The 24,054-nt window shown below is 53.5% G+C and carries 20 protein-coding genes; 5 read left to right on the forward strand and 15 right to left on the reverse strand.

Annotated elements, in window-relative coordinates:
* Nucleotides 1-21: 21 nt before the first annotated feature.
* The 5 genes from rraA to ppsA all read right to left on the reverse strand — a co-directional run bounded on the left by rraA (nucleotide 22) and on the right by ppsA (nucleotide 7,081).
* Nucleotides 22-507 (reverse strand): ribonuclease E activity regulator RraA, encoded by a 486-nt coding sequence (gene rraA / locus AC1WNR_RS10275; protein WP_481644397.1) that lies wholly within the window; start codon nucleotides 505-507, stop codon nucleotides 22-24.
* A 16-nt stretch (nucleotides 508-523) separates the two neighbouring features.
* The gene (ydiJ, locus tag AC1WNR_RS10280) at nucleotides 524-3,574 is read right to left on the reverse strand and encodes a D-2-hydroxyglutarate dehydrogenase YdiJ (protein ID WP_481644398.1); all 3,051 of its coding nucleotides are present in this window, start codon (nucleotides 3,572-3,574) and stop codon (nucleotides 524-526) included.
* A 24-nt stretch (nucleotides 3,575-3,598) separates the two neighbouring features.
* Entirely contained in the window at nucleotides 3,599-4,429 is an 831-nt protein-coding gene (locus AC1WNR_RS10285) for a CvfB family protein (protein WP_481644399.1), read from the reverse strand.
* A gap of 36 nt (nucleotides 4,430-4,465) precedes the next feature.
* Complete coding sequence (locus tag AC1WNR_RS10290; protein WP_481644400.1) at nucleotides 4,466-4,621, reverse strand: hypothetical protein; 156 nt, start codon at nucleotides 4,619-4,621, stop codon at nucleotides 4,466-4,468.
* A 90-nt stretch (nucleotides 4,622-4,711) separates the two neighbouring features.
* Nucleotides 4,712-7,081 carry a phosphoenolpyruvate synthase gene (gene ppsA, locus AC1WNR_RS10295; protein WP_481644401.1) on the reverse strand — a complete coding sequence of 790 codons (2,370 nt, stop codon included), beginning with the start codon at nucleotides 7,079-7,081 and terminating at the stop codon, nucleotides 4,712-4,714.
* A gap of 167 nt (nucleotides 7,082-7,248) precedes the next feature.
* Here ppsA and ppsR point away from each other — a divergent pair, with 167 nt between their 5' ends.
* Nucleotides 7,249-8,067 (forward strand): posphoenolpyruvate synthetase regulatory kinase/phosphorylase PpsR, encoded by an 819-nt coding sequence (gene ppsR / locus AC1WNR_RS10300; protein WP_481644402.1) that lies wholly within the window; start codon nucleotides 7,249-7,251, stop codon nucleotides 8,065-8,067.
* Here the strand turns inward: ppsR and AC1WNR_RS10305 are convergent.
* Entirely contained in the window at nucleotides 8,064-8,498 is a 435-nt protein-coding gene (locus AC1WNR_RS10305) for a GNAT family N-acetyltransferase (RefSeq protein WP_481644403.1), read from the reverse strand. The genes ppsR and AC1WNR_RS10305 overlap by 4 nt on opposite strands.
* 84 nt (nucleotides 8,499-8,582) lie before the next feature.
* Between AC1WNR_RS10305 and AC1WNR_RS10310 the strand changes: the two genes are divergently transcribed.
* Nucleotides 8,583-9,152, forward strand: a complete 570-nt coding sequence (locus AC1WNR_RS10310) for a DUF2889 domain-containing protein (RefSeq protein ID WP_481644404.1) — start codon at nucleotides 8,583-8,585, stop codon at nucleotides 9,150-9,152.
* Between the two features lie 2 nt (nucleotides 9,153-9,154).
* Entirely contained in the window at nucleotides 9,155-9,703 is a 549-nt protein-coding gene (locus AC1WNR_RS10315; protein ID WP_481644405.1) for a hydrolase, read from the forward strand.
* Between the two features lie 29 nt (nucleotides 9,704-9,732).
* On the opposite strand, the gene AC1WNR_RS10320 is transcribed toward AC1WNR_RS10315, so the two are convergent.
* Both AC1WNR_RS10320 and dsbD read right to left on the reverse strand, forming a co-directional pair.
* Entirely contained in the window at nucleotides 9,733-10,053 is a 321-nt protein-coding gene (locus AC1WNR_RS10320) for a hypothetical protein (protein ID WP_481644406.1), read from the reverse strand.
* A gap of 18 nt (nucleotides 10,054-10,071) precedes the next feature.
* Complete coding sequence (gene dsbD, locus AC1WNR_RS10325; RefSeq protein ID WP_481644407.1) at nucleotides 10,072-11,937, reverse strand: protein-disulfide reductase DsbD; 1,866 nt, start codon at nucleotides 11,935-11,937, stop codon at nucleotides 10,072-10,074.
* Nucleotides 11,938-12,165: 228 nt separating this feature from the next.
* On the opposite strand from dsbD, the gene AC1WNR_RS10330 reads away from it, so the two are divergent.
* Together AC1WNR_RS10330 and AC1WNR_RS10335 are read left to right on the forward strand one after the other, a co-directional pair.
* Nucleotides 12,166-13,233, forward strand: a complete 1,068-nt coding sequence (locus tag AC1WNR_RS10330) for a 3-deoxy-7-phosphoheptulonate synthase (RefSeq protein ID WP_481644408.1) — start codon at nucleotides 12,166-12,168, stop codon at nucleotides 13,231-13,233.
* 143 nt (nucleotides 13,234-13,376) lie between these two features.
* On the forward strand, nucleotides 13,377-13,934 hold the full coding sequence (locus tag AC1WNR_RS10335; RefSeq protein WP_481644409.1) for a methylated-DNA--[protein]-cysteine S-methyltransferase: 558 nt from the start codon (nucleotides 13,377-13,379) through the stop codon (nucleotides 13,932-13,934).
* Here AC1WNR_RS10335 and AC1WNR_RS10340 read toward each other — a convergent pair.
* The 7 genes from AC1WNR_RS10340 to AC1WNR_RS10370 form a co-directional block, all read right to left on the reverse strand.
* A complete protein-coding gene (locus AC1WNR_RS10340; protein ID WP_481644410.1) occupies nucleotides 13,888-14,595 on the reverse strand; it encodes an alpha/beta fold hydrolase in 708 nt (235 codons plus the stop codon). The two genes, AC1WNR_RS10335 and AC1WNR_RS10340, sit on opposite strands and share 47 nt — an antisense overlap.
* A gap of 41 nt (nucleotides 14,596-14,636) precedes the next feature.
* The gene (locus tag AC1WNR_RS10345; protein ID WP_481644411.1) at nucleotides 14,637-16,742 is read right to left on the reverse strand and encodes a putative bifunctional diguanylate cyclase/phosphodiesterase; all 2,106 of its coding nucleotides are present in this window, start codon (nucleotides 16,740-16,742) and stop codon (nucleotides 14,637-14,639) included.
* Between the two features lie 126 nt (nucleotides 16,743-16,868).
* Nucleotides 16,869-18,047, reverse strand: a complete 1,179-nt coding sequence (gene prpF, locus AC1WNR_RS10350; protein ID WP_481644412.1) for a 2-methylaconitate cis-trans isomerase PrpF — start codon at nucleotides 18,045-18,047, stop codon at nucleotides 16,869-16,871.
* A gap of 408 nt (nucleotides 18,048-18,455) precedes the next feature.
* Nucleotides 18,456-21,065, reverse strand: coding sequence for a Fe/S-dependent 2-methylisocitrate dehydratase AcnD (gene acnD / locus AC1WNR_RS10355; RefSeq protein ID WP_481644413.1), 2,610 nt, complete (start codon nucleotides 21,063-21,065; stop codon nucleotides 18,456-18,458).
* 20 nt (nucleotides 21,066-21,085) lie between these two features.
* Entirely contained in the window at nucleotides 21,086-22,216 is a 1,131-nt protein-coding gene (gene prpC, locus AC1WNR_RS10360; RefSeq protein ID WP_481644414.1) for a bifunctional 2-methylcitrate synthase/citrate synthase, read from the reverse strand.
* Between the two features lie 71 nt (nucleotides 22,217-22,287).
* Nucleotides 22,288-23,181 carry a methylisocitrate lyase gene (prpB, locus tag AC1WNR_RS10365; RefSeq protein ID WP_481644415.1) on the reverse strand — a complete coding sequence of 298 codons (894 nt, stop codon included), beginning with the start codon at nucleotides 23,179-23,181 and terminating at the stop codon, nucleotides 22,288-22,290.
* Between the two features lie 3 nt (nucleotides 23,182-23,184).
* Entirely contained in the window at nucleotides 23,185-23,889 is a 705-nt protein-coding gene (locus AC1WNR_RS10370; protein WP_481644416.1) for a GntR family transcriptional regulator, read from the reverse strand.
* Between the last annotated feature and the right edge of the window lie 165 nt (nucleotides 23,890-24,054).

Raw genomic sequence — 24,054 nt, forward strand, 5'->3', positions numbered from 1 at the left:
TAAAGCTTTATCCAACCTTAATCAATCAGTTTCTAACGGCTTGGGCGATACCAACACACCGTTGTTATCGGCATAACAGTACTCGCCCGGGACAAAGTCGACGCCGCCGAAACGCACTGGCACATTCAACTCACCCACCCCCCTCTTATCGGTTTTCAGCGGATGAGCACCCAGCGCCTGAACGCCAATGTCTAGATCTGCGATCGCATTCACATCACGAATACAGCCGTAGATGATAATACCGGCCCAGCCGTTCTTCGAGGCCTTCTCCGCCAGCATATCCCCTAGCATGGCGCGACGCATGGACCCGCCACCATCAACCACTAAGACACGTCCCTCCCCTGGCTGTGCAACTTGCTCACGCACCAGAGAATTATCCTCGAACGCTTTAATTGTGACAATTTGACCGAAGAAACGCTCGCGTCCGCCAAAATTACCCAGCATAGGCTCCAAAATACGGACATCGTCTGGGTAGCGGTCGCAAAGTTCAGGTAGCAAGTCTTCCATCGATTCGATCCTTCAGTTAGCGCATCAGCTCAAGCAGCGCTTGAGCAGGGTGTTTTAGCTGTTTCTGATCCAGGCGTTTCACCTGAGAGCGACAGGAGTAGCCGGTTGCCAACAACTCATCATCTACAGCGGCGAAATTTACGATCGGCTGCCAACTCTGCGAGTAGATCTCTTTCGATGCAGCCTGGTTAGCCGACTCATGACCAAAGGTTCCGGCCATCCCACAGCATCCCGTTGCCACAACGCTAAGATCCAGACCGAGGTCAGCGAAGATGGTCTGCCACTGCTTAACGGACGGCGCTGCATTGGTCTTCTCTGTACAGTGCGACATCAAACGGTAGTTCGCGCGGCCCTCGAGTTTGATTTCCGACAGGGCTTCACGCTGCTGCGATAGCCACTCCTGTAACAGTTGCACCTTGGGCAGTTCGCCAGAGACAACCTGCGCATACTCCTGACGGTAGGTCAGGGTCATAGACGGATCGACACCAATAAGCGTAACACCCTGAGCCTCAAACTGACGCAGCATCTCTACGTTTTGCTGAGCCACCTTGGTGAATCGCTTCATAAATCCGTGCACGTGCAGAGGCTTACCGTTCGGCGCGAACGGCGCCAACTGTACGTTAAATCCCAGTCGTTTGAGGAGGTCTGCAATATCGAGTACCAGTTGCGTCTCGAAGTAGCTGGTGAAAGCGTCCTGCACGATCACCACCGTCTTCGCTCGCTGCTCTTCACTGAGTGCGCTCAGCGTGGCGGCTGAGGCTACTGGAACACCACGCGAATCCATCTCTTGCTTCAGACCGAGCTTGCAGATGGTTGGCGAATCGACCAGACCGGCAAAACGTGCAGTCAGGCCTTTCACAACGGAGTTAGTCATCGCCCAGTTATACGGCGCCGGGAACTTCGCCAGTGTCGGCATCATAAATTCAAGACTCGCCACCATATAATCCTTCACTGGACGCAGATAACGGGTGTAGTAGAGCTCGAGGAAACGAGCGCGAAAGTCGGGCACATTGACCTTGATAGGACACTGGCCCACACAAGACTTACAGGCCAAACAGCCCTGCATCGCCTCATGCACCTCATTGGAGAAGTCGTACTGGCCGCGTTCACGCTTGAGTGTGTTCAACGCACGTTTGGGCCAACTCAGCAGCGGAGACTCATTTCGCATCGCCTGAGCATAGCCGTCAGCCTCAACGCCGTGCTGCGATAGCAGACGTAGCCACTCACGCACTAGCGACGAACGCCCTTTGGGCGAGTGAATACGCTCGCGTGTACCCTTCCACGACGGGCACATCGCGTCATTCGGATCGTAGTTATAGCAGGCGCCATTACCGTTGCAGTTCATTGCGGTGTCGTACGCTTCGCGAGTCACCGCCGGAATCTGACGGTCATGCTGACCACGCGTTGGCACCTCATCAATTTTAAGCAGCGCAGCACCGTCAATCGCCGGCGAACAGATCTTCCCTGGGTTCATCTGGTTACGCGGATCGAAGCCCGCCTTTACGCGCTGAAGAACGGGATAGAGGGGACCAAAAAACTCTGGAGCATACTCTGAACGCACACCCTTACCGTGCTCGCCCCAGAGCAGACCTTTATATTTCTGCGTTAACGCGACGACTTCATCGGTCACTTCGCGGATCAGCTTCTCCTGTTCAGGGTCTTTCATATCAATGGCCGGACGAACGTGCAGTACACCGGCATCAACGTGCCCGAACATGCCGTATGTCAGACCACGGCTATCGAGTGCCGCACGAAACTCCATAATGAAGTCAGCCAGATTTTCTGGAGGAACAGCGGTATCTTCCACAAATGCGATGGGGCGTTTCGGGCCTTGCGCATTACCCAGCAGACCAACTGCACGCTTGCGCATACCCCAAATCTTATTGATCTCGACGGCACCACGCGCAACGGTGTAGCCAAAGCTTTTGCCTGGCTGTCCTGCTACCGCATCGAGGTGTGCCGTTAAACGGTTCAGTTTTTCATCGATCTCAGCTTCGGAGTCACCGGTGTACTCCACCAGGTTGATACCTTGAATCGCCGGCTCACCTTCATTCGCCGGGAAGTAGCTAGAGACCGTATCCCAGGTGATATCACCCATCGCTAGGTTGAGCACCTTAGAGTCGATCGTTTCGATCGACGTAGCATCCCAACCCATCAGGTCGTTGGCATCGCGCAGTGAAGATTCAAAACTATCGTACTTGATATTGACCAGCACAGAGACTTTCGGAATTGGCAGCACATTCAGCTTCGCTTCCGCGATAAAGGCGAGCGAGCCCTCGGCACCGCAAAGTACTGAGTTGAGGTTAAAGCGCCCTGATTCATCGCGTATGTGCGCTAGGTCGTAACCGGTCAAACAGCGATTGAGTTTCGGGAAACAGGCGTCAATCTCATCACCATGCTGCTGTTGAATCTCATCCAGCAGACGGTGCATTTCGCCGATACGATCCTCACGTGCGCTGTATTGCGTCAGTTCTTCATCAGAGATCGGACCCGATTCCCAGGTTTCACCGCCAAGCCAAACAGACTTGAGCGCCAGCACATGATCTCGAGTTTTTCCGTAGAGCACCGAACCCTGGCCGCTGGCATCGGTGTTGATCATGCCACCGATGGTTGCGCGGTTCGAAGTCGATAGCTCAGGTGCAAAGAAGAGTCCGTAGGGTTTGAGCGCCGCATTGAGCTGATCTTTAACCACACCTGTCTGGACGCGCACCCAACGCTCTTCTGCGTTGATCTCCAAAATCTGATTCATGTGTTTAGAGATATCAACAACCAGACCGTCGGTGAGCGACTGGCCATTGGTGCCGGTACCGCCACCACGAGCGCTCAGTACAATCTCAGCAAACTCTGGCAGATCAGCCAGGCGCGCTGCAAGCTGCAGATCTTCAATACTGCGCGGGTAGATAACACCTTGAGGGAGCACCTGATAGATCGAGTTATCGGTAGCCAGCACAACGCGATTGGCATAGTCAGGATTGAGATCGCCGGCAAAACCCTCAGCTTTAAGGCGCTCGATAAAACGTAAATAGCGCTGCTGGGTAGCGTTAATCTTGTCTAGGCGTGGAATCATTAAACAACCTCATCCTTGGGGATATTACTCGACCAGGTGCAGACCTTTGTCGTCCTGATCGATCTTCTCTTTTTTCAACAACTGGCCGATCGCCATCTTGAACGCTTTCTTGCTACAGCCGTAGCGCTCATTGATTGCGTCTGGTGCACTCTTATCGTTGAGCGCTACAAAACCGCGATTCTCACGCAAATCTTCAAGAATCTGATACGCCAGACCATCTACCCGACCATAACCGGGCGCTTGCAGCATCAGGCCGATACGCCCATCTGCGCGCACCTGCTTGATATAACCGGGGGTGCGGTAACCCAGTTTCAGATGCTGGGTCAGATCCTGACGGTGAATTAGCCCCTCATACCGATGATCTACGATACAGAGCATTCCCAGATCAGTCATACGCCACGGCATCAACTCTACCATGTCGCCCACGTTGAGATCTGTCGGGTTCTGCTCTAGATAGCGATCTGTTTTAGTCGTCGCCGCTATACGGCCCGAGTTATCCACGTACAGGTAGACATTGACCCAGAGTCCGGGCCGAACGGGCTGACGCTGCTCGGCGTAAGGCAGAAAAAGGTCCTTTGCCAGTCCCCAGTCCAAAAAGGCACCAATATCGTTGACCTCTTTAACTTTCAGACGAGCGAACTCACCCACTTGCGCCAACGGGTGCTGCAGCGTTGCGATCTCTTGATCTTCCGAATCGAGATAGACAAACACACGCAGGCGATCACCGATATTGGCGTCCTGGGGCACTTCATTATTGGGTAGCAGAATACCGGTGCCGTCACCGGCATCGAGATAGAGCCCATAGGGGCTTGCGCGCAATACTTTCAGGAGATTACGTTTACCGAGTTCAAACACTGGAAGGTCCGGTTAAATTAACTGGTGCGTATTCTACTACAACAGCGCAGCTAACAGAAAAGCGATAAGCGCAATTGCATAAAACACCTCCTCAATGCGTTTTGCGATCGGATTCTCATCACTTTTCCCGACACGACCAGCTAGATAGCCAAGTGCGGCAACAACAACGGCAACGCCAAGATAGGGGCTCATAGCAGTGGACTCTCAAAATAGCGGCAGCTGACCAAAAAGGCACGTTGGTTAAACGTGCCTCTTGGTGCAGCGGATCAGCGGATCACCGAATCAAACTTCTTCGTTTGCCAAGTAGAACCAGGTATCCAATACCGAATCCGGGTTGAGTGAGACGCTAGCAATACCTTGGTCCATCAACCAGCGAGCAAAGTCCGGATGATCTGATGGGCCCTGACCGCAGATACCCACATACTTGCCTTGCGCTTTACAGGCAGAGATCGCCATCTCAAGCAGCTTCTTAACCGCCTCATTGCGCTCATCAAAGAGGTGGGCGATGACCCCCGAATCACGGTCCAGACCGAGGGTCAGCTGAGTCAGGTCATTTGACCCGATCGAGAAACCATCAAAATACTCGAGGAACTGATCAGCCAGCAGAGCATTAGACGGAATCTCACACATCATAATGAGCTTCAGTCCATTCTGCCCCCGCTTGAGGCCGTTCTCAGCCAGAAGGTCAACGACCTGTTTGGCTTCACCCGGCGTACGCACGAACGGCACCATGATCTCGACGTTGGTCAGTTTCATCTCATCCCGGACGCGTTTAAGCGCACGGCACTCGAGATCAAAACAGTCGCGGAACTGCTCAGAGATGTAGCGCGCAGCGCCGCGGAAACCGAGCATTGGGTTCTCTTCATGTGGCTCAAACGCCTCACCGCCGATCAAATGACCATACTCGTTCGACTTGAAGTCGGACATGCGCACGATCACCTTTTTCGGGTAGAAAGCGGCAGCCAGGGTCGAGATACCTTCCACCAGTTTATCAACATAGAAGTCGACTGGTGATGCGTAACCTGCTATCCGACGCTCGATAACCTGGCGCACCGAACGTGGCTGCTCTTCGATATTGAGCAGCGCTTTTGGATGCACACCAATCATACGGTTAATAATGAACTCTAGGCGAGCCAGACCCACACCGGCGTTGGGTAGAGCCTGGAAATCAAAAGCGCGATCGGGGTTACCGACGTTCATCATCACGTCAAACGGCAGCGACGGCATGGTCTCGACATTGCTGGTCTGGTGTTCGAACTCCAAGCGACCTTCATAGACGCGACCGGTATCGCCTTCAGCACAAGAGACAGTCACTTCGACGCCATCTTTCAAGAGCTCAGTGGCATCGCCACAGCCAACAATGGCAGGGATACCGAGTTCACGCGCGATAATCGCCGCGTGACAGGTACGACCACCACGGTTAGTCACAATCGCTGATGCGCGTTTCATCACCGGTTCCCAGTCTGGATCGGTCATATCAGTAACTAGTACATCACCATCCTGCACGTGGTGCATCTCTTCGAGACCGGCGACCATACGCACAGGACCTGAGCCGATACGGTGGCCAATTGAGCGACCCTCTACCAGCACACTGCCGGTCTCTTTCATCAGGTAACGTTCTATCACAGTGGCCTGGGTCTGGCTGCGAACCGTCTCAGGGCGCGCCTGCACAATGTACAGCTGACCGTCATCACCATCACGCGCCCACTCGATGTCCATAGGGCGGCCGTAGTGATTCTCGATAGTGACAGCGATGCGAGCCAACTCTTCGACATCCTGGTCAGAGACGCAGAAGCGATTGCGATCAGCGTAAGGTACTTCAACCGTCTCTACCGCCTTACCTGCGCTACCCTCATCGGTGTAGATCATCTTGATCGCTTTTGAACCCAAAGTGCGGCGCAGAATCGCCGGCGCTTTCTGTTTCAGTGTCGGCTTGTAGACGTAGAATTCATCTGGGTTGACTGCACCCTGCACAACCGTCTCACCTAGACCGTAAGCAGCGGTGATAAATACGACGTGCTGGAAGCCAGACTCAGTATCGAGCGAGAACATTACACCTGAGGAGGCTGTCTCAGAGCGTACCATGCGTTGAATACCGGCAGAGAGTGCCACTTCAGCATGCGTGAAACCCTTGTGGACGCGGTAGGAGATAGCCCGGTCATTGTAGAGTGAAGCAAACACCTCTTTGATCGCGTGCTTGATATTGTCCAAACCACGAATATTGAGAAAGGTCTCCTGCTGGCCCGCAAAGGAGGCGTCTGGCAGATCCTCCGCGGTTGCCGATGAACGTACAGCAACACTGATCTCCTGCTGACCGCCGAGCATCTCTGCGTAAGCAGTTTCAATCGCAGCGTCGAGTTCAGGCTGAAAATCAGCCTCCATAATCCAACCACGAATCTGAGCGCCGGCCTGTACCAGTGCGCGAGTATCGTCGACATCGAGCGCATCCAGACATGCATTGATGCGGTCTGCAAGACCGCCATAGGCGAGGAACTCACGATAAGCGTCAGCAGTAGTTGCGAAGCCACCTGGTACACGCACACCCGCTTCGCTCAATTGAGTGATCATCTCGCCCAGCGATGCGTTCTTACCGCCCACTTTATCAACGTCGTCCATGCCTGCCTGATCAAGGCGCAGTACATACTCAGTCACAGCTTCTCTCCCTTAGGGTCGTGGTTCGCTTTAGCAGCAACTCTGCTTTCGATTGCTAGGCATACTAGACCCAGATCAACTAAAAAAAACCCTCTTTTGATTTTGTAATTTCGCTACAAAAACTTCTGTTATAGTCGAGCCAACCACCTATCGACTGAGACTGTTTGATGAAACGTACCGCCTACTTTATCTCCGATGGCACCGGCATCACTGCCGAGACACTGGGTAATTCACTGCTGACACAGTTTGAAAATATCGACTTTGAAGAGATCACCCTGCCCTATATCGATACCGTTGAGAAAGCGAAGCAGACTGTAGAACGGATCAACAAGAGCTGCGAAGACGATGGCGGAGCTGCGATTGTGTTCGACACTATTGTGAACGAGGAGATTCGTGCGCTGATCTCTGCGTCTAACGGCTTTAAGATCGATGTCTTCTCCACCTTCCTTAAGCCGCTCGAGCGCGAACTTAATACAGAATCGACCTACACCGTGGGTAAGTCACACGCCATCAATGAGGTCGACAAATACCGCGCGCGTATCGAGTCAGTAAACTTTGCGTTGGATAATGACGATGGCGCGCGCACTAAACAGTACCAGCATGCCGATATCATCCTGGTGGGCGTATCACGCTCCGGCAAGACTCCCACCTGCCTCTATCTGGCACTGCAGTTTGGTATTCGCGCAGCAAACTACCCACTGACTCCGGAGGATATGGAGGCTCCAGATATCCCTGAGATTCTCAAGCAGCACCGTCATAAGCTGTATGGGCTCACCATTGACGCTTTCCAACTAGCCGCGATTCGCAATGAGCGCCGCCCCAATAGCCGGTACTCATCTTTGGATCAGTGTGATTTTGAGACTCGAACCGTTGAGCGCTATTTCAAGCAGAATCGCATCGGCTATATCGACACGACTAACGCATCAATCGAGGAGATCTCAACTCGCATCATGGCTGACGCGGGGCTGATGCGTAGGATTGTTTAACAGCCTTCGATCAGCATTGGATAGTGCGGGATACCGCCCTCATCAAACTCATCGCCACAGATGCTAAAACCAAGCTCCTCGTAGAACCGGCGAAGATAGGCTTGGGCACCGATTTTAATCGGTGATCCAGGCCAGCGCTGCTGACAGTAGTCGATAGCCGCCTGCATCAGCGCCTTACCCTGCCCTTGACCGCGGGCCTCGCTGGCTACAACGACACGGCCAATCTTGCAGTAACCCTGCTCGGGCCCAAAGATGCGGCAGTATCGATCTACTGGATCCCCAGCAAAAAGATGCATGGCTTTTTGGTCTAGATCGTCCATATCTTCGCAATCGACCTTCTGTTCAAGAAAGAAGACCTGCTCGCGCAAACGGAAACATTGATAGAGCTCATTGACGCTAAGCTGTTCAAACGGCTTTATTGTCCAAGTCATCTACGGCACACTCAGTTTAGGTTTTTACATAACTTGTAAGTTTGCCCAGATTTATCCATTTATGCACTAAGGAGTCAAAGCTTCATGGCACTACCCACCCCAAAAGCACGTGAACAGGTACATCGACGCCAAGTCACTTGCGACGGTTTTCTGCGTCAGGACGGGCTCTGGGATATCGAGGGGCACCTTCGGGATACCAAAAACCAAGAGATCAAGATGCCTGACAGACCGGGCGGTATCATCCCAGTGGGTGAAGCACTGCACGACATGTCGATTCGTATCAGCGTTGACTTGGAGCTACGTATTCATGAAGTTGAAACTACAATGGATGCCACGCCATTCAACCACTGCCCCAGCATTGCACCGGTCTACAAAAGACTGATCGGCGAACAGATTCGACCCGGTTTCACGAAACGCGTTCGTGAACTCTTCGGTGGTACTGCTGGCTGTACCCATCTCGTTGAGCTGATGGGTCCCGTCGCAACGACGGCGATGCAGGTCACTTTTTTTGCTCGCATGCAGGCTCACGAAGATCCACGTAACGCACCGGCTGAGCACCTTCTCGGCAGTTGTCACGCCTACGCGCCCGACTCGGTTGTGGTCGAGAAGTACTTTCCTAACTACTACGTCCCAGATCACTCGGAGGAGGCATAGCCATGTTGATTAACACGGAGACCAGTGCACTATTGGTGATCGACGTTCAACAGCGCCTACTACCTGCTGTGCAACAGAGCGACACTATTGAGCAGACTGTCTGTGACCTCATTGGTGTTGCCCAAGAGCTGTCGGTCCCAACACTCTACTCCGAGCAGTACCCCAAAGGTTTGGGGCCGACTTCAGACAAAGTGGTTGCAGCTCTTGCAGATTCAGCGCTGCGTCTAGAGAAACTGACCTTCTCCTGCGCCGCCGATGCTCAATGCACTAACCAGATCAAAGCGGTCAATCGTTCTCAGATCATCATCTGTGGCATGGAGACGCACATCTGTGTGCTACAAACCGCACTCGAGCTAAAGACTGATGGGTTCGAGGTTTTTGTAGTGGCGGACGCGGTTAGCTCACGCACCGAGCAGAACAAGGAGCTGGGCCTCGCTCGAATGCGCCAAGCAGGGGTTGAGATTGTCAGCAAGGAGATGGTGATATTTGAGTGGCTAGAGCGAGCGGGCACTGAGAGTTTCCGCTCGATCAGCAAAGGGTATCTGCGCTAGGGGCGCTTACTGCACCTCCAGAGCGGGGCTCACTCCTCTGGGAACTTGTAGAACTCGCGGTTGAGGTAGGCAGTGACATCATCGACCTCCTCTGGGAACCAGGCGGTATTCATCGCCTGATTACACGCATTTACCCACCAGTGCACACCACGGTAGTTCTCCGCTTTACGATCTGCTTTGGTGAAATCATTGGGAACATGACAGCTCGAGCAGGTCGCATCGCTCATCATTTCACCGTTGATCTCTTTTTCGAACTCAGTCTCTTCATAGAGCTCTCTGCCTGAATCAGCGTCAGCACCGAAAGCAAAAGGCGAGATTGCAAGAGTTAGGATCAGTGCGTGTATTTTCATCTTCTCAAATCCTCAGGGTTATAGACGTTGGAGATTATTCAGTAACTCCTGCGGCGCAGGAACACCAATCAGCGTTAAATCTTTACGCCACTCACCAGCGCTGTTAATCAACTGTAGGGTAGGTGGCCCCAGTACCTCATACCGCTGTGTCAGCTGTTTTGCTTCAGCGTCGTTGGCGGTCACATCGACTTTGATCAGTAGTACGCTCTGCAAGGCTTGTTGTACCTGCGTGTCAGCAAAGGTGACGTAATCTAGCTCCGAACAGGACACACACCAATCCGCGTAATAGTCCAACATCACCGGCTGTCCATTGCGCTGAGCAACGGCGAGCATACGATCCAGCTCGGCGTTGGTGGTAATGGTTGCGAAGTTAAGCTTGCTGGTTGAAGCAACAGCTCCACCTGCGCCGTTACCTGTGAAACTCTGTAGTGGATAGATGAAGCTCTTGCCGCCCGAAAGCAGCCCCAACAGCAGCGCAATACCATACACCAGCAACACAACGCCCAAGCCGCGGAAGAACTTAGCCCAGCCCTGCACACCTTCGTAGTTAGTGTTGAAGACACCCATATAGATCGAGCTGACAATCAGTACCAGTGCGCTCAGCAGCATGCTGACCTCAGTAGGCACCACACGATCCAGCATCCAGATCGCCATCAACAGCAGCACCACACCAAAGCCCGCTTTGACTGACTCCATCCAGACACCCGCTCGCGGCATCACTTTCGCTGCCGAAGTGCCGATCAGAATCAGCGGTACCCCCATACCCAACGACATCACAAACAACGCCATGCCGCCGAGCAGCGGATCACCCGTCTGCCCAATATAGATCAGCGCACCCGCGAGAGGTGCCGCCATACAGGGACCGACAATCAGTGCCGAGAGGAAGCCCATCACTGCGACTCCAGCGTATGTGCCACCCTTCTGACGGTCACTACCGCGTGTCAACCAAGTCTGGAAAGCGGAGGGGAACTGCAGGTCATAAAAACCGAACATCGACAGCGCCAGCCCGACGAAAATCAGACTGAAGATGCTGATAACCCAAGGCTCCTGCAGCGCAACCTGCAGATTCGCACCGAATAGCCCGGCGATTACCCCTGCGATGGTGTAGGTCACAGCCATCGCCAAAACGTAGACAACTGAGAGTGCCAGGCCCCTGCGGGTGTTCACCCTATGCCCCTGTCCAGCAATGATACCGGACAGAATTGGGATCATAGGGAAGACGCAAGGTGTCATAGACAGGGCGAGACCGGCAACGAAAAAGATTGCCAACAAACTCATCAGAGAGGCTTTTGTCAGCGTCTCGACAAATTGATCTTGAGCGGAGAGTGGCGTCGCGGGGGTTGAACTCGCCCCAGACGTATCAACCTGAGCACCTGCTGGAGTTTCAGCAGACTCAGCAACGGTGGCCGCTATCTGCCCTACTTTGATTAAACCAACATCAGCAAGGCTTAGTTCCTTAGTCACCGGCGGATAGCAGATACCCCCTTCCCAGCACCCCTGATAGGTCACTTTAAAGCTGCTCGATGCCGGAACTGATTGGTCGGCACGTCCGATCGTTAGACCAACCTGGGCAATCTTATGAAATACTTGAACCTCTCCAAAGAGCGGGTCATCTTTGGTATCCGTTGCAGAGTCTTCGCGCGAAAGAACATCGATGCCGGGTGCAAACTCAATCTCGATCCGATCCTGATAGAGGTAGTAGTCATCCGCCACCTGCCACACCAGGTCTACTCGATCAGATGCCGTCTGCCCGCCTGTCAGAACGAACGCCTGCTCGACGTCCAATGGCTGATTGGAGCTACCCCCAAAAATTGATGCCTGTGCTGATAACGTCATTAGCATCAGCGCAAAAATTTGGAGAGTGGATGCAAATCGTCGAATCACCGAAAACCTCTAAAATAAAACCTACTTAACCCGTTAACGAAGACGTAAAAATCGCTGTGATATCTATTATTAGCTTTTCCGCTAAATAGTTCACTATAAATACGTTTTTCCGCGTTTTCAGCCCTTATATAGCGACTACCCTTGTGTTACAACAACGCCTTTCGCGTAGTTTCGCGTAGTTTCGCGTAGTTTCGCGTTCAACCGTATCCGAGAGTTTGGAAATTAATAATGTCTGATATCCGCGTCGACGATCTAAATATCGCCTCCAACGCACCGCTGATTACACCTGATCAGCTCAAAGCCAAGTTACCGCTGAGTGAGAAAGCAGCAGCGAGTGTTATGGCTGGCCGCCAGGTGATTCGCGATATTCTTGATCGCAAAGACCCACGCCTCTTCATCGTAATCGGCCCCTGCTCAATCCACGACCCGGAAGCAGCGATCGACTATGCTCGCCGCCTCAAAGCGCTGCAAGAGGAGGTCAAAGAGTCCTTGGTACTGGTTATGCGCGTCTACTTTGAGAAGCCGCGCACAACAGTAGGCTGGAAAGGTCTGATCAACGACCCGCACATGAACGACAGCTTCGAGATTGAAGAGGGTCTGCATATCGGTCGCAAACTCCTGCTCGACCTTGCAGAGATGGGGCTCCCGCTAGCTACTGAGGCGCTGGATCCAATCTCTCCACAGTACATGCAGGACCTGATTAGCTGGTCAGCGATTGGGGCACGTACCACGGAATCGCAAACTCACCGCGAGATGTCATCTGGTCTGTCTGGAGCTGTTGGCTTCAAAAACGGTACCGATGGCGGTCTGGAAGTCGCCGTGAATGCAATGAAGTCGGTCAGCCACCCACACTCATTCCTCGGGATCAACTCTGAGGGTCAGGTATCGATCGTACGTACCCGAGGTAATCAGTACGGTCACGTTGTTTTGCGTGGCGGTAATGGCCGCCCGAACTACGATACCGTCTCTGTCAGCCTGACTGAGCAAGCGCTAAAGAAGGCAAAGCTACCACAGAACATCATGATCGACTGTAGCCACGCAAACTCAAGCAAAGACCCTGCACGCCAGCCGATGGTAGCTAAAGATGCCACACATCAGATCCTGCAGGGCAATAAGTCGATTGTTGGCCTGATGATCGAATCTAATATTGGTTGGGGCAACCAGTCGATTCCTCAGGATCTGAGCGAACTCAAGTATGGTGTCTCTGTCACCGACGCATGTATTGATTGGGAGAGCACCGAGTCTTGCATGCGCGAAATGAACGAGGCGTTAAAAGACGCTTTAGCAAGCCGCTAACTCGCCGCTAATATCCGTACTAAGGCGCGACCAGTAATTGGTGGCGCCTTTTTTTCAACGAAATATAACGAGTTATCTCCAAAGATAAGTGATACTCTGAGAAGTTCACACCCAGGTTGTTATCGATATCGACAGGGAAACGAATGACTGCTGCGCTTAAGTACAAACAGGGTAAGACCCCTATGGGGTACCTGCTCATCGCCACCGATGAGGATGCTCTGGTCTATGCCGAATTCGGTGAAAACCCCGACACCCTGCTTGGGCAGTTCCAATCTGAGCACCCGGAAGAGAGCCAGAGCGTGACAACAGACCCTCTACTAAATCACGCCTGGGATGCCTACAGTAACTACCTACTTCGGCCTGATGGACTCAAAGATATCCCAGTAAGAATGGGTGGCACTGAGTTTCAGCGACAGGTGTGGAGCGCACTTCAACGGATGCCTGCTGGCAGCCGACAAACCTACTCAGACCTTGCGGTATCTATCGGACAACCTACGGCAGTGCGTGCCGTAGCATCAGCCTGCGCGCGCAACTCGATTGCACTGCGCATCCCTTGTCATCGGATACTGCGCTCTGATGGCGGCTTGGGCGGCTACCGTTGGGGACTGGCTCTAAAGCGCCGGTTACTCAGCACAGAGCGCAAGATCTACGGTACTAAACCATCTGCTGCCGAGCCATCCAACCCAGCAGTAGCTGACTGAACTCTTGCGGCGCCTCTGCCTGCAGAAAATGGCCAACGCCATCTAGTTGATACACCTCAGAGGAGCTGACTCGCTCTGCCATCTGCGAATGCTGTGCGGGCGTGCTCCAGCCATCATGTTCTCCAGCCACAAATAGGGTGGGAACACTCAGCTGTTGTAGAACATTCGTCGCATCTGGACGGTTGATCAGAGCGCGAATCTGTCGCTCGTGCAACTCTACACCAGCGTCCAACACCATCTGTTGCAAGGATTGGTATAGCGACGAATTTGTCTCTTTGGTACCCGGCGCAAGCATGGGCGGTAACCACTGATCACAAAGAGCCTGCATGCCTTGCTGGTTTGCCAGATCAATAACACGCTCTCGATTAGCAACCTCCCCCGCGACTAGCGGATGGGCGCCCGTCGCGACCAAAACCAACCCGACCAAACGATCTGGCGCTTGTCGTGCTATCTCCATCGCAACCCGTCCGCCCATAGAGTGGCCCACTGGCAGCATCGGTCCATCAAACTGAGACAACACTGCAGTTGCCATCGTTTCAATCGAGTCCGCCGCAGACAGATCAGCAATACCAGTTTGCACACCTGCAACGGTTACCAGCGACTCCACGGCCGACCAAGCTCGATTATCAGAGACCAGCCCCGGAATAAAAATGCACTTCATAAAGTTCGAGTCCAAGTGTTGAAGTGAGAGGTAGTTGAGCGCTAAGTATCTAAGTTGAGTTTTTCACGAGCGCTCTGATCTTCCAGCAGTCCAATAAAGGCTTCTGCGCTCATTGAGCGACCAAAGAGATACCCTTGCAGGTAGTCACAATCGAGCCCCTGCAAAACCAACTGCTGCGACTCAGTCTCAACGCCCTCTGCGACTACCGTTAAACCGAGTGTGCGAGCCAGACTGATAATTCCGGCACAGAGCGCCTGACTACTGGCATCGCTCTCTATACGTTTTACAAAGCTCCGATCAATCTTGACCTGATGAATATCGAGATTCATCAGATACGTTAGCGCACCATAGCCCGTACCGAAATCGTCGAGTGAGATAGTAAAACCTTGCGTGCTAAGCTGATTAAAGAGGGATAAGACATCATCACTCGCATCGAGCAGTAAGCCTTCGGTGACCTCTAAAACTAGCTGCGACTGATAGACACCCAGAGCCTGTAACTCATCTTCCAGGCCAAAAAGTCGCTGTGGCTCGCGCATGATTCGCCGAGGGGATATATTGACCGAAATCCTGACCGGTGACACGCCCGACCGGTTGACCCACGCCAACTGCTGAATGGCCGTATCAAGGATCTTATCCTCTAAGCGCTGTATCAATCCTGTCTGCTCAGCTATCGGGATAAACTCCTCGGGGCTAACCGAACCAAGCTCCGGGTGATACCAACGGCAGAGTGCTTCAGCGCCAACAATGCGATCATATTTGGCTGCAACAACCGGCTGATACTCGACCTGAATCTGCTCGGTATCGATGGCAGAACGCAGGTCGGACGCAAGGCGCAAGCGGCGTTTACTTGTTGCGGAGAGCGCGGCGGAGTAAAGGGTATAGCCGGCGCGCCCCTGATCTTTGGTCGAGTACATCGCCTCATCCGCGCGCGAGAGTAGCGCCTCAGCCGAAGCGGCGTCCTGAGGGTAGATGGCAACACCGATGCTGGCGGAGACAACCACTTGCTCATGGCCCAGCACAACCGGTTGCTCAATTCGCTCTAAGAGGCGATTCAACAGCGGACGAATCTCCTCGGCGTCCGAAAGCTCCATAATGATCGCAAACTCATCACCACCCAAACGGCCAACTAGGTCAGTATCACGCCGTTCGCCGGTAATACGCTGAGCAACCTGAACCAATAACTGATCCCCTTGAGAGTGTCCGAGCGTGTCGTTGATCTCTTTAAAACGATCAAGATCAAGCAGCAAAACGGCAAAACTATCATGCTGGTTTCGCGCCTTGATGAGACGGGAGTGAAGCGACTCTAGGAAGAAATTACGATTCGCCAAGCGAGTCAAACCGTCATAGTTCGCTTTGTTCCAAGCGTCAGCCTCGCGCCGCTTGTGCTCGGTAATATCGTGCGAGATCCCGGCGATGCCAATCACATCACCTTCGGCGCTGTAGATTGGCATCTTGGTACAGACGTTCCAACTCTCCCTTCCATCCCCCCAGTGCTCGTGGTGCAGCTGGTTAAAGACAGGCCGTCGTTGCTGCATCATCTCCAACTCTTCGCCTCGAGTCAGCTTCGCATGCTCGGCGCTGTAGAAATCGGCATCGCTCTTCCCTATTGCCTCGGCGGCGGAGTCAAGACCATAGCGTCTAGCCAGAGCCGGATTTATCCGGGTGAAGCGCGACTCTAGATCCTTGAAATAGATCTGATCAGGTACCTGATTTATCAATTTAAGTAGCAGATCGAGTTCGGTCTCGATCTCCCGAAATGCTCGCCCGACCGTTGAGTGGTCAACCCAATGCTGCACATTGATATCACCGAGTTCTGGAAGAGATAGTTGCTGATACAGGACCTCAATAACTCGCCCGTCTTTGAGGTGCCTGAGATTAGCCTGCGGGGATACCGCTGCGCCAAAGACACCCTCAGCAGCAATGCGAGCGGGCTGCGCTTCTAATTCGAGGAGATGAGCCTTCAAACCAGCAGCGTCTAATACTTCTAGCTCAGAAGGGCTTAACGAACAGAGAGTTTGAAAAGCGTAGTTGGCAAACAGAAAACTGCCATCTGTCCCGAAGCAGATGGTTGCTACGGGTAGCATCTCAAGACAGTCAAAATAGCCTGCCTCTGTACCACCAATCTCTGGCCTTACCCTCTCTTGCATATATGAGACAATTCGTCGTGTAATTCTTCGGTCTCTTAAGAGTGGTCCTTAATGGACTCGAACACAAGTAAAACCGAAAAAGGAGGCTAAGCCTCCTTTCTACATCACGAAATTGACCATCGAGCGCTAGAAAGTATCTCCTGGCACATGCACCCAACCCGTCATCATCAGACGCGCACTGCGGCTCATGATGGCAGCCTTAGCCGTCCACTCACCATTGACCTCTTCAGCCTTAGCACCCACGCGCAGAGTACCGGAGGGGTGACCAAAGCGCACCGCATCACGCTCACCACCACCGGCAGCAAGATTCACCAGCGTACCCGGCACTGCTGCTGCAGTAGCGATAGCAACCGCTGCAGTACCCATCATCGCATGGTGCAGCTTACCCATAGAGAGTGCGCGCACGAGTAAATCTACATCGCCTGTGCCTATCTCTTTACCGCTTGAGGCTGTGTAAGCCTTTGGCTTGGAGACAAACGCAATCTTCGGCGTATGTTGGCGCGTTTCCGCCTCTTTTAGATCCGTGATAAGACCCATCTTCATAGCACCGTAGGCACGCATGGTCTCAAAGCGCTCCAGCGCCGCAGGATCATTATTGATAGCCTCGCGCAGCTCAGTACCCTGGTAGCCAATCTCCTCAGCGTTCAAGAAAATCGTAGGAATCCCTGAGTTAATCATCGTCGCCTTAAAGATACCGACGCCGGGAACCTCAAGATCATCAACGAGGTTACCTGTAGGGAACATCGAGCCCTCACCGTCGGCCGGATCCATAAACGAAACCTCGATCTCAGCCGCCGGGAATGTCACCCCATCCAGCTCGAAATCACCGGTCTCCTGAACCTGACCATTGGTGATCTGTACCTTACCGATGATGGTCTTCTTGATATTCGCCTGCCAGATCTTAACCTCGCAGATGCCGTTCTCAGGAATCTTAGCCAGATCCACCAGTCCTGCATGAATCGCATATGGACCCACTGCAGCAGACAAGTTACCGCAGTTACCGGACCAATCAACAAACGCACGATCAATCGCCACCTGACCAAACAGATAGTCCACATCGTGGCCAGGCTGAGTGCTCTTCGAGATAATCACAGTTTTCGAGGTCGACGAGGTCGCCGCACCCATACCATCTATCTGCGCACCATACGGATCAGGCGAGCCAATCACGCGCATCAGCAACTTATCACGCGCCTCACCTGGCACCTGACACGCCTCTGGCAGGTCAGTCAGACTAAAGAAAACACCCTTCGAAGTACCCCCACGCATGTACGTAGCCGGCACTTTAATTTGAGGAACAAAAGCCATGGGCTCTCTCCTATTTCAGTTCAGGTGAGCACAGGGCTGTGCATTTCAGAAGACGCCGTAAACACGTCCGTGTGGGCTTCGTGACAGCATCCCTGCTGTCAAGACTTCTGAAACGCACACCCCTGCGCTTCCCTCAAGATTAGGAATCTCCGGCCATGAGAGCCAGAGATCTGTATTCACGGCGAGATCATAGGAATTGTCTCTCCGCTAGGGCCTCAAGAGAGCGTCGCGAAGCGCGCGTGTCTTCAATCCCAGACCGTTAATCGCACGGACGGCGATTACCGAGCCCCCATGGGTATGTTCATGGATGAACGGTATGCCGCGCGACGCAGGAGCAGGCGCGCGGCCGTGTTTACGGCGTGTCTGGGATGAAGATGCGGGCGATTCGCGGCGCTGGCATTGACCCGATTACGCGTTTCCTTCGAGGAAGTCCTGAGCAAAGCGCTGCAGTACGCCACCCGCTTTATACACGCGAACTTCCGCCGCGGTATCAAGACGACAGGTCACAGGAATGCGAACCTCTTCACCGCTACGACGATGCATAATCACAGTCAGCGTTGCACGTGGAGAGATTTCGCCCTCAACGTCGAACGTTTCTGTACCATCAATCGCGTAGGTGTTGCGCGTCTCGCCCTGCTGGAACTCCAGCGGCAGAACACCCATGCCGACCAAGTTAGTACGATGAATACGCTCGAAGCCTTCAGCTACGATCGCTTCAACACCGGCCAGACGCACGCCTTTGGCTGCCCAGTCACGTGATGAGCCCTGCCCATAATCAGCACCAGCCACGATGATCAGGTTCTGCTTACGCTCCATGTAGGTCTCTATTACCTCCCACATGCGCTGCTGCTCACCTTCCGGCTCTAGGCGTGCCAGCGAGCCCTGGATGATCTCGCCGTTGGAATCACGGCACATCTCGTTGAGCAGTTTCGGGTTAGCGAAAGTTGCGCGCTGAGCTGTCAGGTGGTCACCGCGGTGAGTGGCGTAGGAGTTGAAGTCCTCCTCTGGCAGACCCATCTTCGCCAGGTATTCACCTGCAGCAGATGAAGCCAGAATCGCGTTTGATGGCGACAGGTGGTCGGTGGTGATGTTGTCACCGAGGACCGCCAGTGGACGCATACCTTTGAGGGTACGCTCGCCGGCGAGTGCGCCTTCCCAGTAAGGAGGACGACGGATGTAGGTAGACATCTCACGCCAGTCGTAGAGCGGGCTAGGCGCTTTTTCAACTTCACCGAGGTCAAACATCGGGATGTAGATCTGCTTGAACTGCTCAGGTTTCACCGCCTTCGCAACGATCGCATCGATCTCTTCATCCGAAGGCCAGATATCTTTGAGTGTTACTGGGTTGCCGTTGTTGTCGGTACCCAGAACGTCGTTCTCGATATCAAAACGTACGGTACCGGCAATGGCGTAAGCAACCACCAATGGCGGTGATGCCAGGAACGCCTGCTTAGCGTACGGGTGGATACGGCCGTCGAAGTTACGGTTACCCGAGAGAACTGCTGTAGCGTAGAGGTCGCGGTCGATGATCTCCTGCTGGATTACAGGATCAAGCGCACCCGACATGCCGTTACAGGTCGTACAGGCGTACGCCACGATACCGAAGCCCATCTTCTCCAGTTCTGGCAGCAGACCCGCCTCTTCGAGGTAGAGTTTGGCAACTTTAGAACCTGGCGCAAATGATGATTTCACCCAAGGCTTACGGATCAGACCCAGCTCATTGGCGCGCTTGGCAACGAGGCCAGCAGCAACAACGTTGCGTGGGTTAGAGGTGTTCGTACATGAAGTGATCGCTGCGATGATAACTGCACCATCAGGCAGCAGACCTTCAGCCTCTTCCTGCTTGGCAGAGGCGAGCATAGCTTCGTCAGCGATACCGCGCTCAGTCAGTGCCGACGTTGGCAGACGACGGTGCGGGTTAGAGGGACCGGCCATGTTGCGTACAACCGTAGACAGATCAAACTCCAGTACGCGCTCGTACTGCGCTGCAACCATATCCGTTGCCCATAGGCCCGTCTCTTTAGCGTACTTTTCTACCAGAGCAACCTGCTCTGGCTCACGACCGGTGAGCTTGAGGTAGTCGATAGTCTGGCCATCGATGTAGAACATCGCCGCAGTCGCACCAAACTCAGGTGTCATGTTGGAGATAGTAGCGCGATCCCCAATAGAGAGTGAATCAGCACCCTCACCGAAGAACTCAAGGTAAGCACCGACAACGCGCTCCTGACGCAGGTACTCGGTCAGTGCCAGTACGATATCAGTCGCGGTGATACCTGGGTTACGCTTGCCGGTCAGCTTTACGCCGACGATGTCCGGGAGACGCATCATAGATGGGTGGCCGAGCATCACAGTTTCAGCTTCCAGACCACCGACACCGATCGCGATTACGCCCAACGCATCAACGTGCGGAGTGTGCGAGTCGGTACCGACACAAGTATCTGGGAAGGCTACACCGTCACGCGCCTGAATCACTGGAGACATCTTCTCTAGATTGATCTGGTGCATGATGCCATTACCGGCTGGAATCACATCAACGTTCTCAAACGCTGTTTTAGTCCAGTCGATAAAGTGGAAACGATCCTCGTTACGACGATCCTCAATGGCGCGGTTTTTTTCGAACGCCTCTGGATCAAAACCAGGCGCTTCAACTGCCAGTGAGTGGTCAACAATCAACTGCGTAGGTACAACTGGGTTAACCTTGGATGGGTCACCACCCTGATCTGCAATGGCGTCACGCAGACCGGCAAGGTCAACCAGTGCGGTCTGACCAAGGATGTCATGACAGACGACGCGCGCTGGGTACCAAGGGAAGTCGAGATCGCGCTTACGCTCGATCAACTGCTTCAATGAATCAGTTAGTGCTTCAGGCTCGCAGCGACGCACCAGCTGTTCAGCCAGAACGCGTGAGGTGTACGGAAGCTTGGCGTAAGCGCCCGCTTCGATCGCCTCGACAGCTGCACGGGTATCGAAGTAGTCGAGACCTGTGCCGCCCAGTGATTTACGGTATTCAGTATTCATTCTCTAAATTACCCTCTCAATTAAGCGCGATCAGCGATATCAACCCACTCAGATGACTCTGGGCCGGTGTAATCAGCGCTTGGGCGGATGATACGGTTGTTAGCACGCTGCTCCATTACATGAGCAGTCCAGCCTGAGACGCGCGAACAGACAAAGATCGGCGTAAACAGCTTGGTTGGGATACCCATGAAGTGGTAAGCCGAAGCGTGGAAGAAGTCAGCGTTACAGAAGAGTTTCTTCTCACGCCACATCACAGCTTCAACGCGCTCAGAGACAGCGTAGAGATGAGTATCACCAACCTGCTCAGAGAGCTTCTTCGACCACTCTTTAATGATCGCGTTGCGCGGATCGTTATCTTTGTAGATCGCGTGGCCAAAGCCCATGATCTTATCTTTGCGCGCCAGCATGCCCAGAATCTGCTCTTCAGCTTCATCAGCTGATTTCCAGTTTTCGATCATCGCCATCGCCGCTTCGTTGGCACCACCATGCAGTGGGCCACGCAGAGAACCGATCGCGCCGGTTACACAGCTATGGATATCAGACAGCGTAGATGCACAGACACGCGCAGTGAACGTAGAGGCGTTGAACTCGTGCTCAGCATAAAGAATCAGCGATGCGTGCATCACCTGAGAGTGTAGCGCTTCAGGCTTCTTGTTATGCAGCGTCCAGAGGAACTGCTCAGCGATAGAGTCAGCATCGGTTTCAGTCTCGATGCGGATACCGTTATGAGTGAAGTTGTACCAGTAGTTGATGATCCCCGGGAACACCGCCAGCATGCGATCGATATGATCGAGCTGCTCACTGAAGTCCTCTTCGGTCTCGAGGTTACCCAGCATAGAGACACCGGTGCGCATCACATCCATTGGGTGCGCATCTTTAGGGATGTTCTCTAGCACGGTTTTGAGTGCAGCTGGCAGCGCACGCATGCCCTTGAGGCGAGCTTTGTAGGCATCCAGCTCAGCCTGGTTTGGCAGTTTACCGTAGAGCAGCAGGTGAGCAACCTCTTCAAACTGCGCGTTGTCCGCTAGATCTTTGATATCGTAACCACGGTAGGTCAGGCCAGCACCTGATACACCACAGGTACACAGAGCTGTCTGACCCGCAGACTGACCACGTAGACCCGCTCCACTTAATACTTTAGCTTCAGCCATTTCTCATTCTCCTTACACAAACAGAGAGGCGGCGCCTCATAGATGTACCTGCGCCGCTTCAGTGGATTTTGTTACTTGTTTTTACCTTCCTGGAACAGCGCATCAAGCTTCTGCTCAAAGTCGTGGTAGTTGAGGAAATCGTAGAGTTCCATACGCGTCTGCATGGTGTCGACAACGGCTTTCTGATCGCCATCTTTGAGCAGGTGCTCGTAGACATTAAGCGACGCCTTGTTTGCAGCACGGAAGCCTGAAAGTGGATAAAGCACCATAGTACAGCCGTTCTCAGCCAGCTCATCTTTGTGGAACAGTGGAGTCGCACCAAATTCAGTGATGTTGGCCAGCAGGTGACCGCCGTTGATGCCATCAGAGAAGGCTTTGTAGTCTTCCAGCGTGTGCACAGCTTCAGCGAAGATGCCGTCAGCGCCCGCTTCCAGACACGCCTGCGCGCGCTCAACAGCGGCGTTCAGACCTTCCATCTGGAAGGCATCAGTACGTGCAACGATGAAAAAGTCGTCATCTGTTTTAGCGTCGACAGCTGCCTTGATACGGTCGACCATCTCAGCCATAGAGACGATCTCTTTGTTTGGACGGTGACCACAACGCTTCTGTGCAACCTGATCTTCCAGGTGACATGCAGCTGCACCACCGCGGATCATCTCTTTAACGGTACGAGCGATGTTGAATGCGCCACCCCAACCCGTATCGATATCCACCATCAGAGGCGTATCACAAGCAGCGGTTACACGACGTACATCTTCCATTACATCGTTCAGTGAAGTCATACCCAGATCTGGCAGACCGTAAGACGAGTTTGCAATGCCACCGCCAGAGAGGTAGATCGCCTGATGGCCTACACGTGTTGCCATCATTGCGTTGTAGGCGTTGAAGGTACCTACAATCTGCAGGGGCTTGTTATCGGCCAGCGCTTTACGGAATTTAGCGCCTGGGGACATAGATTGAGCCATTGCTTACTCTCCTCTCTCGTTTAACTTTTCATTCAATTTGGATTCGATGTTACGACGCGATGCGCTGATATGTCTGCGCATCAGTAGTTCGGCCAGCTCCTCATCACGCGACTCAATCGCATCGAGGATCTGATGGTGCTCGCGCAACGCTAGGGTTGGGCGCGAGCTAGAAAGACTGAATTGGTAGCGGTACATGCGCACCAGGTGATAAAGATCCGCAGCCAGCAGCTCTTGCAGCTTGGAGTTACCTGATGCCATGACAATGCGGTAGTGGAAGTCGAGGTCGCCCTCTTTCTGAAAGTAGGCCTGCCCCTCCTGCTCTTCGATGTTGCCCTGATGCTGGTCCAGCAGCATGCGCAGGCTATCGATCTCACTCTGGGGCATATTGGATGCGGCCAGACGACAAGCCATACCCTCAAGCGCTTCACGTACGCGGTAGATCTCTAGCAGCTCTTTGACGCTGAGCTCAACCACTCGCGCGCCGATATGCGGTTTACGCTCTATCAGACGCAGACTCTCCAGACGCCCCATCGCCTCACGCAGCGGCCCACGGCTTATACCGTAGGTGCGCGCCAGCTCGGGTTCAGAGATCTTGCTACCAGTGGGGATCTCACCTTTAACTATGGCAGTAATGATCTGCTGACAAACACGGTCTGCCAGGGTCAGAGTCTGCTCAGAGTTAGTCATTGGCGTAGCGGGCTGAGTCATGGATTGTCGACAATCTTATTGAAGTGGAACCATTATCCACGCCCAAAACCGCTAAACAATCCACCAAAAGGCTAAGATTGTCGACAATTTTGACTAAAGAGGTAGGTAAGCTGCGCGATGATGAAACTTAAGGCTAACACGCGGGTCGCGCAGAGAATCTGCGCA

The organism is Marinobacterium marisflavi (genome assembly GCF_982447095.1).

Excerpts from the sequence above, each read along its gene's own strand:
- AC1WNR_RS10330 (WP_481644408.1), top strand. The coding sequence starts at position 12,166 with ATGTCTGATATCCGCGTCGACGATCTAAATATCGCCTCCAACGCACCG.
- prpB (WP_481644415.1), bottom strand. The coding sequence starts at position 23,181 with ATGGCTCAATCTATGTCCCCAGGCGCTAAATTCCGTAAAGCGCTGGCC.
- AC1WNR_RS10340 (WP_481644410.1), bottom strand. The coding sequence starts at position 14,595 with ATGAAGTGCATTTTTATTCCGGGGCTGGTCTCTGATAATCGAGCTTGG.
- ydiJ (WP_481644398.1), bottom strand. The coding sequence starts at position 3,574 with ATGATTCCACGCCTAGACAAGATTAACGCTACCCAGCAGCGCTATTTA.
- rraA (WP_481644397.1), bottom strand. The coding sequence starts at position 507 with ATGGAAGACTTGCTACCTGAACTTTGCGACCGCTACCCAGACGATGTC.
- AC1WNR_RS10290 (WP_481644400.1), bottom strand. The coding sequence starts at position 4,621 with ATGAGCCCCTATCTTGGCGTTGCCGTTGTTGTTGCCGCACTTGGCTAT.
- AC1WNR_RS10305 (WP_481644403.1), bottom strand. The coding sequence starts at position 8,498 with ATGACTTGGACAATAAAGCCGTTTGAACAGCTTAGCGTCAATGAGCTC.
- AC1WNR_RS10335 (WP_481644409.1), top strand. The coding sequence starts at position 13,377 with ATGACTGCTGCGCTTAAGTACAAACAGGGTAAGACCCCTATGGGGTAC.
- prpC (WP_481644414.1), bottom strand. The coding sequence starts at position 22,216 with ATGGCTGAAGCTAAAGTATTAAGTGGAGCGGGTCTACGTGGTCAGTCT.
- acnD (WP_481644413.1), bottom strand. The coding sequence starts at position 21,065 with ATGAATACTGAATACCGTAAATCACTGGGCGGCACAGGTCTCGACTAC.
- AC1WNR_RS10345 (WP_481644411.1), bottom strand. The coding sequence starts at position 16,742 with ATGCAAGAGAGGGTAAGGCCAGAGATTGGTGGTACAGAGGCAGGCTAT.
- AC1WNR_RS10315 (WP_481644405.1), top strand. The coding sequence starts at position 9,155 with ATGTTGATTAACACGGAGACCAGTGCACTATTGGTGATCGACGTTCAA.
- AC1WNR_RS10320 (WP_481644406.1), bottom strand. The coding sequence starts at position 10,053 with ATGAAAATACACGCACTGATCCTAACTCTTGCAATCTCGCCTTTTGCT.
- AC1WNR_RS10370 (WP_481644416.1), bottom strand. The coding sequence starts at position 23,889 with ATGACTCAGCCCGCTACGCCAATGACTAACTCTGAGCAGACTCTGACC.
- AC1WNR_RS10310 (WP_481644404.1), top strand. The coding sequence starts at position 8,583 with ATGGCACTACCCACCCCAAAAGCACGTGAACAGGTACATCGACGCCAA.
- prpF (WP_481644412.1), bottom strand. The coding sequence starts at position 18,047 with ATGGCTTTTGTTCCTCAAATTAAAGTGCCGGCTACGTACATGCGTGGG.
- ppsR (WP_481644402.1), top strand. The coding sequence starts at position 7,249 with ATGAAACGTACCGCCTACTTTATCTCCGATGGCACCGGCATCACTGCC.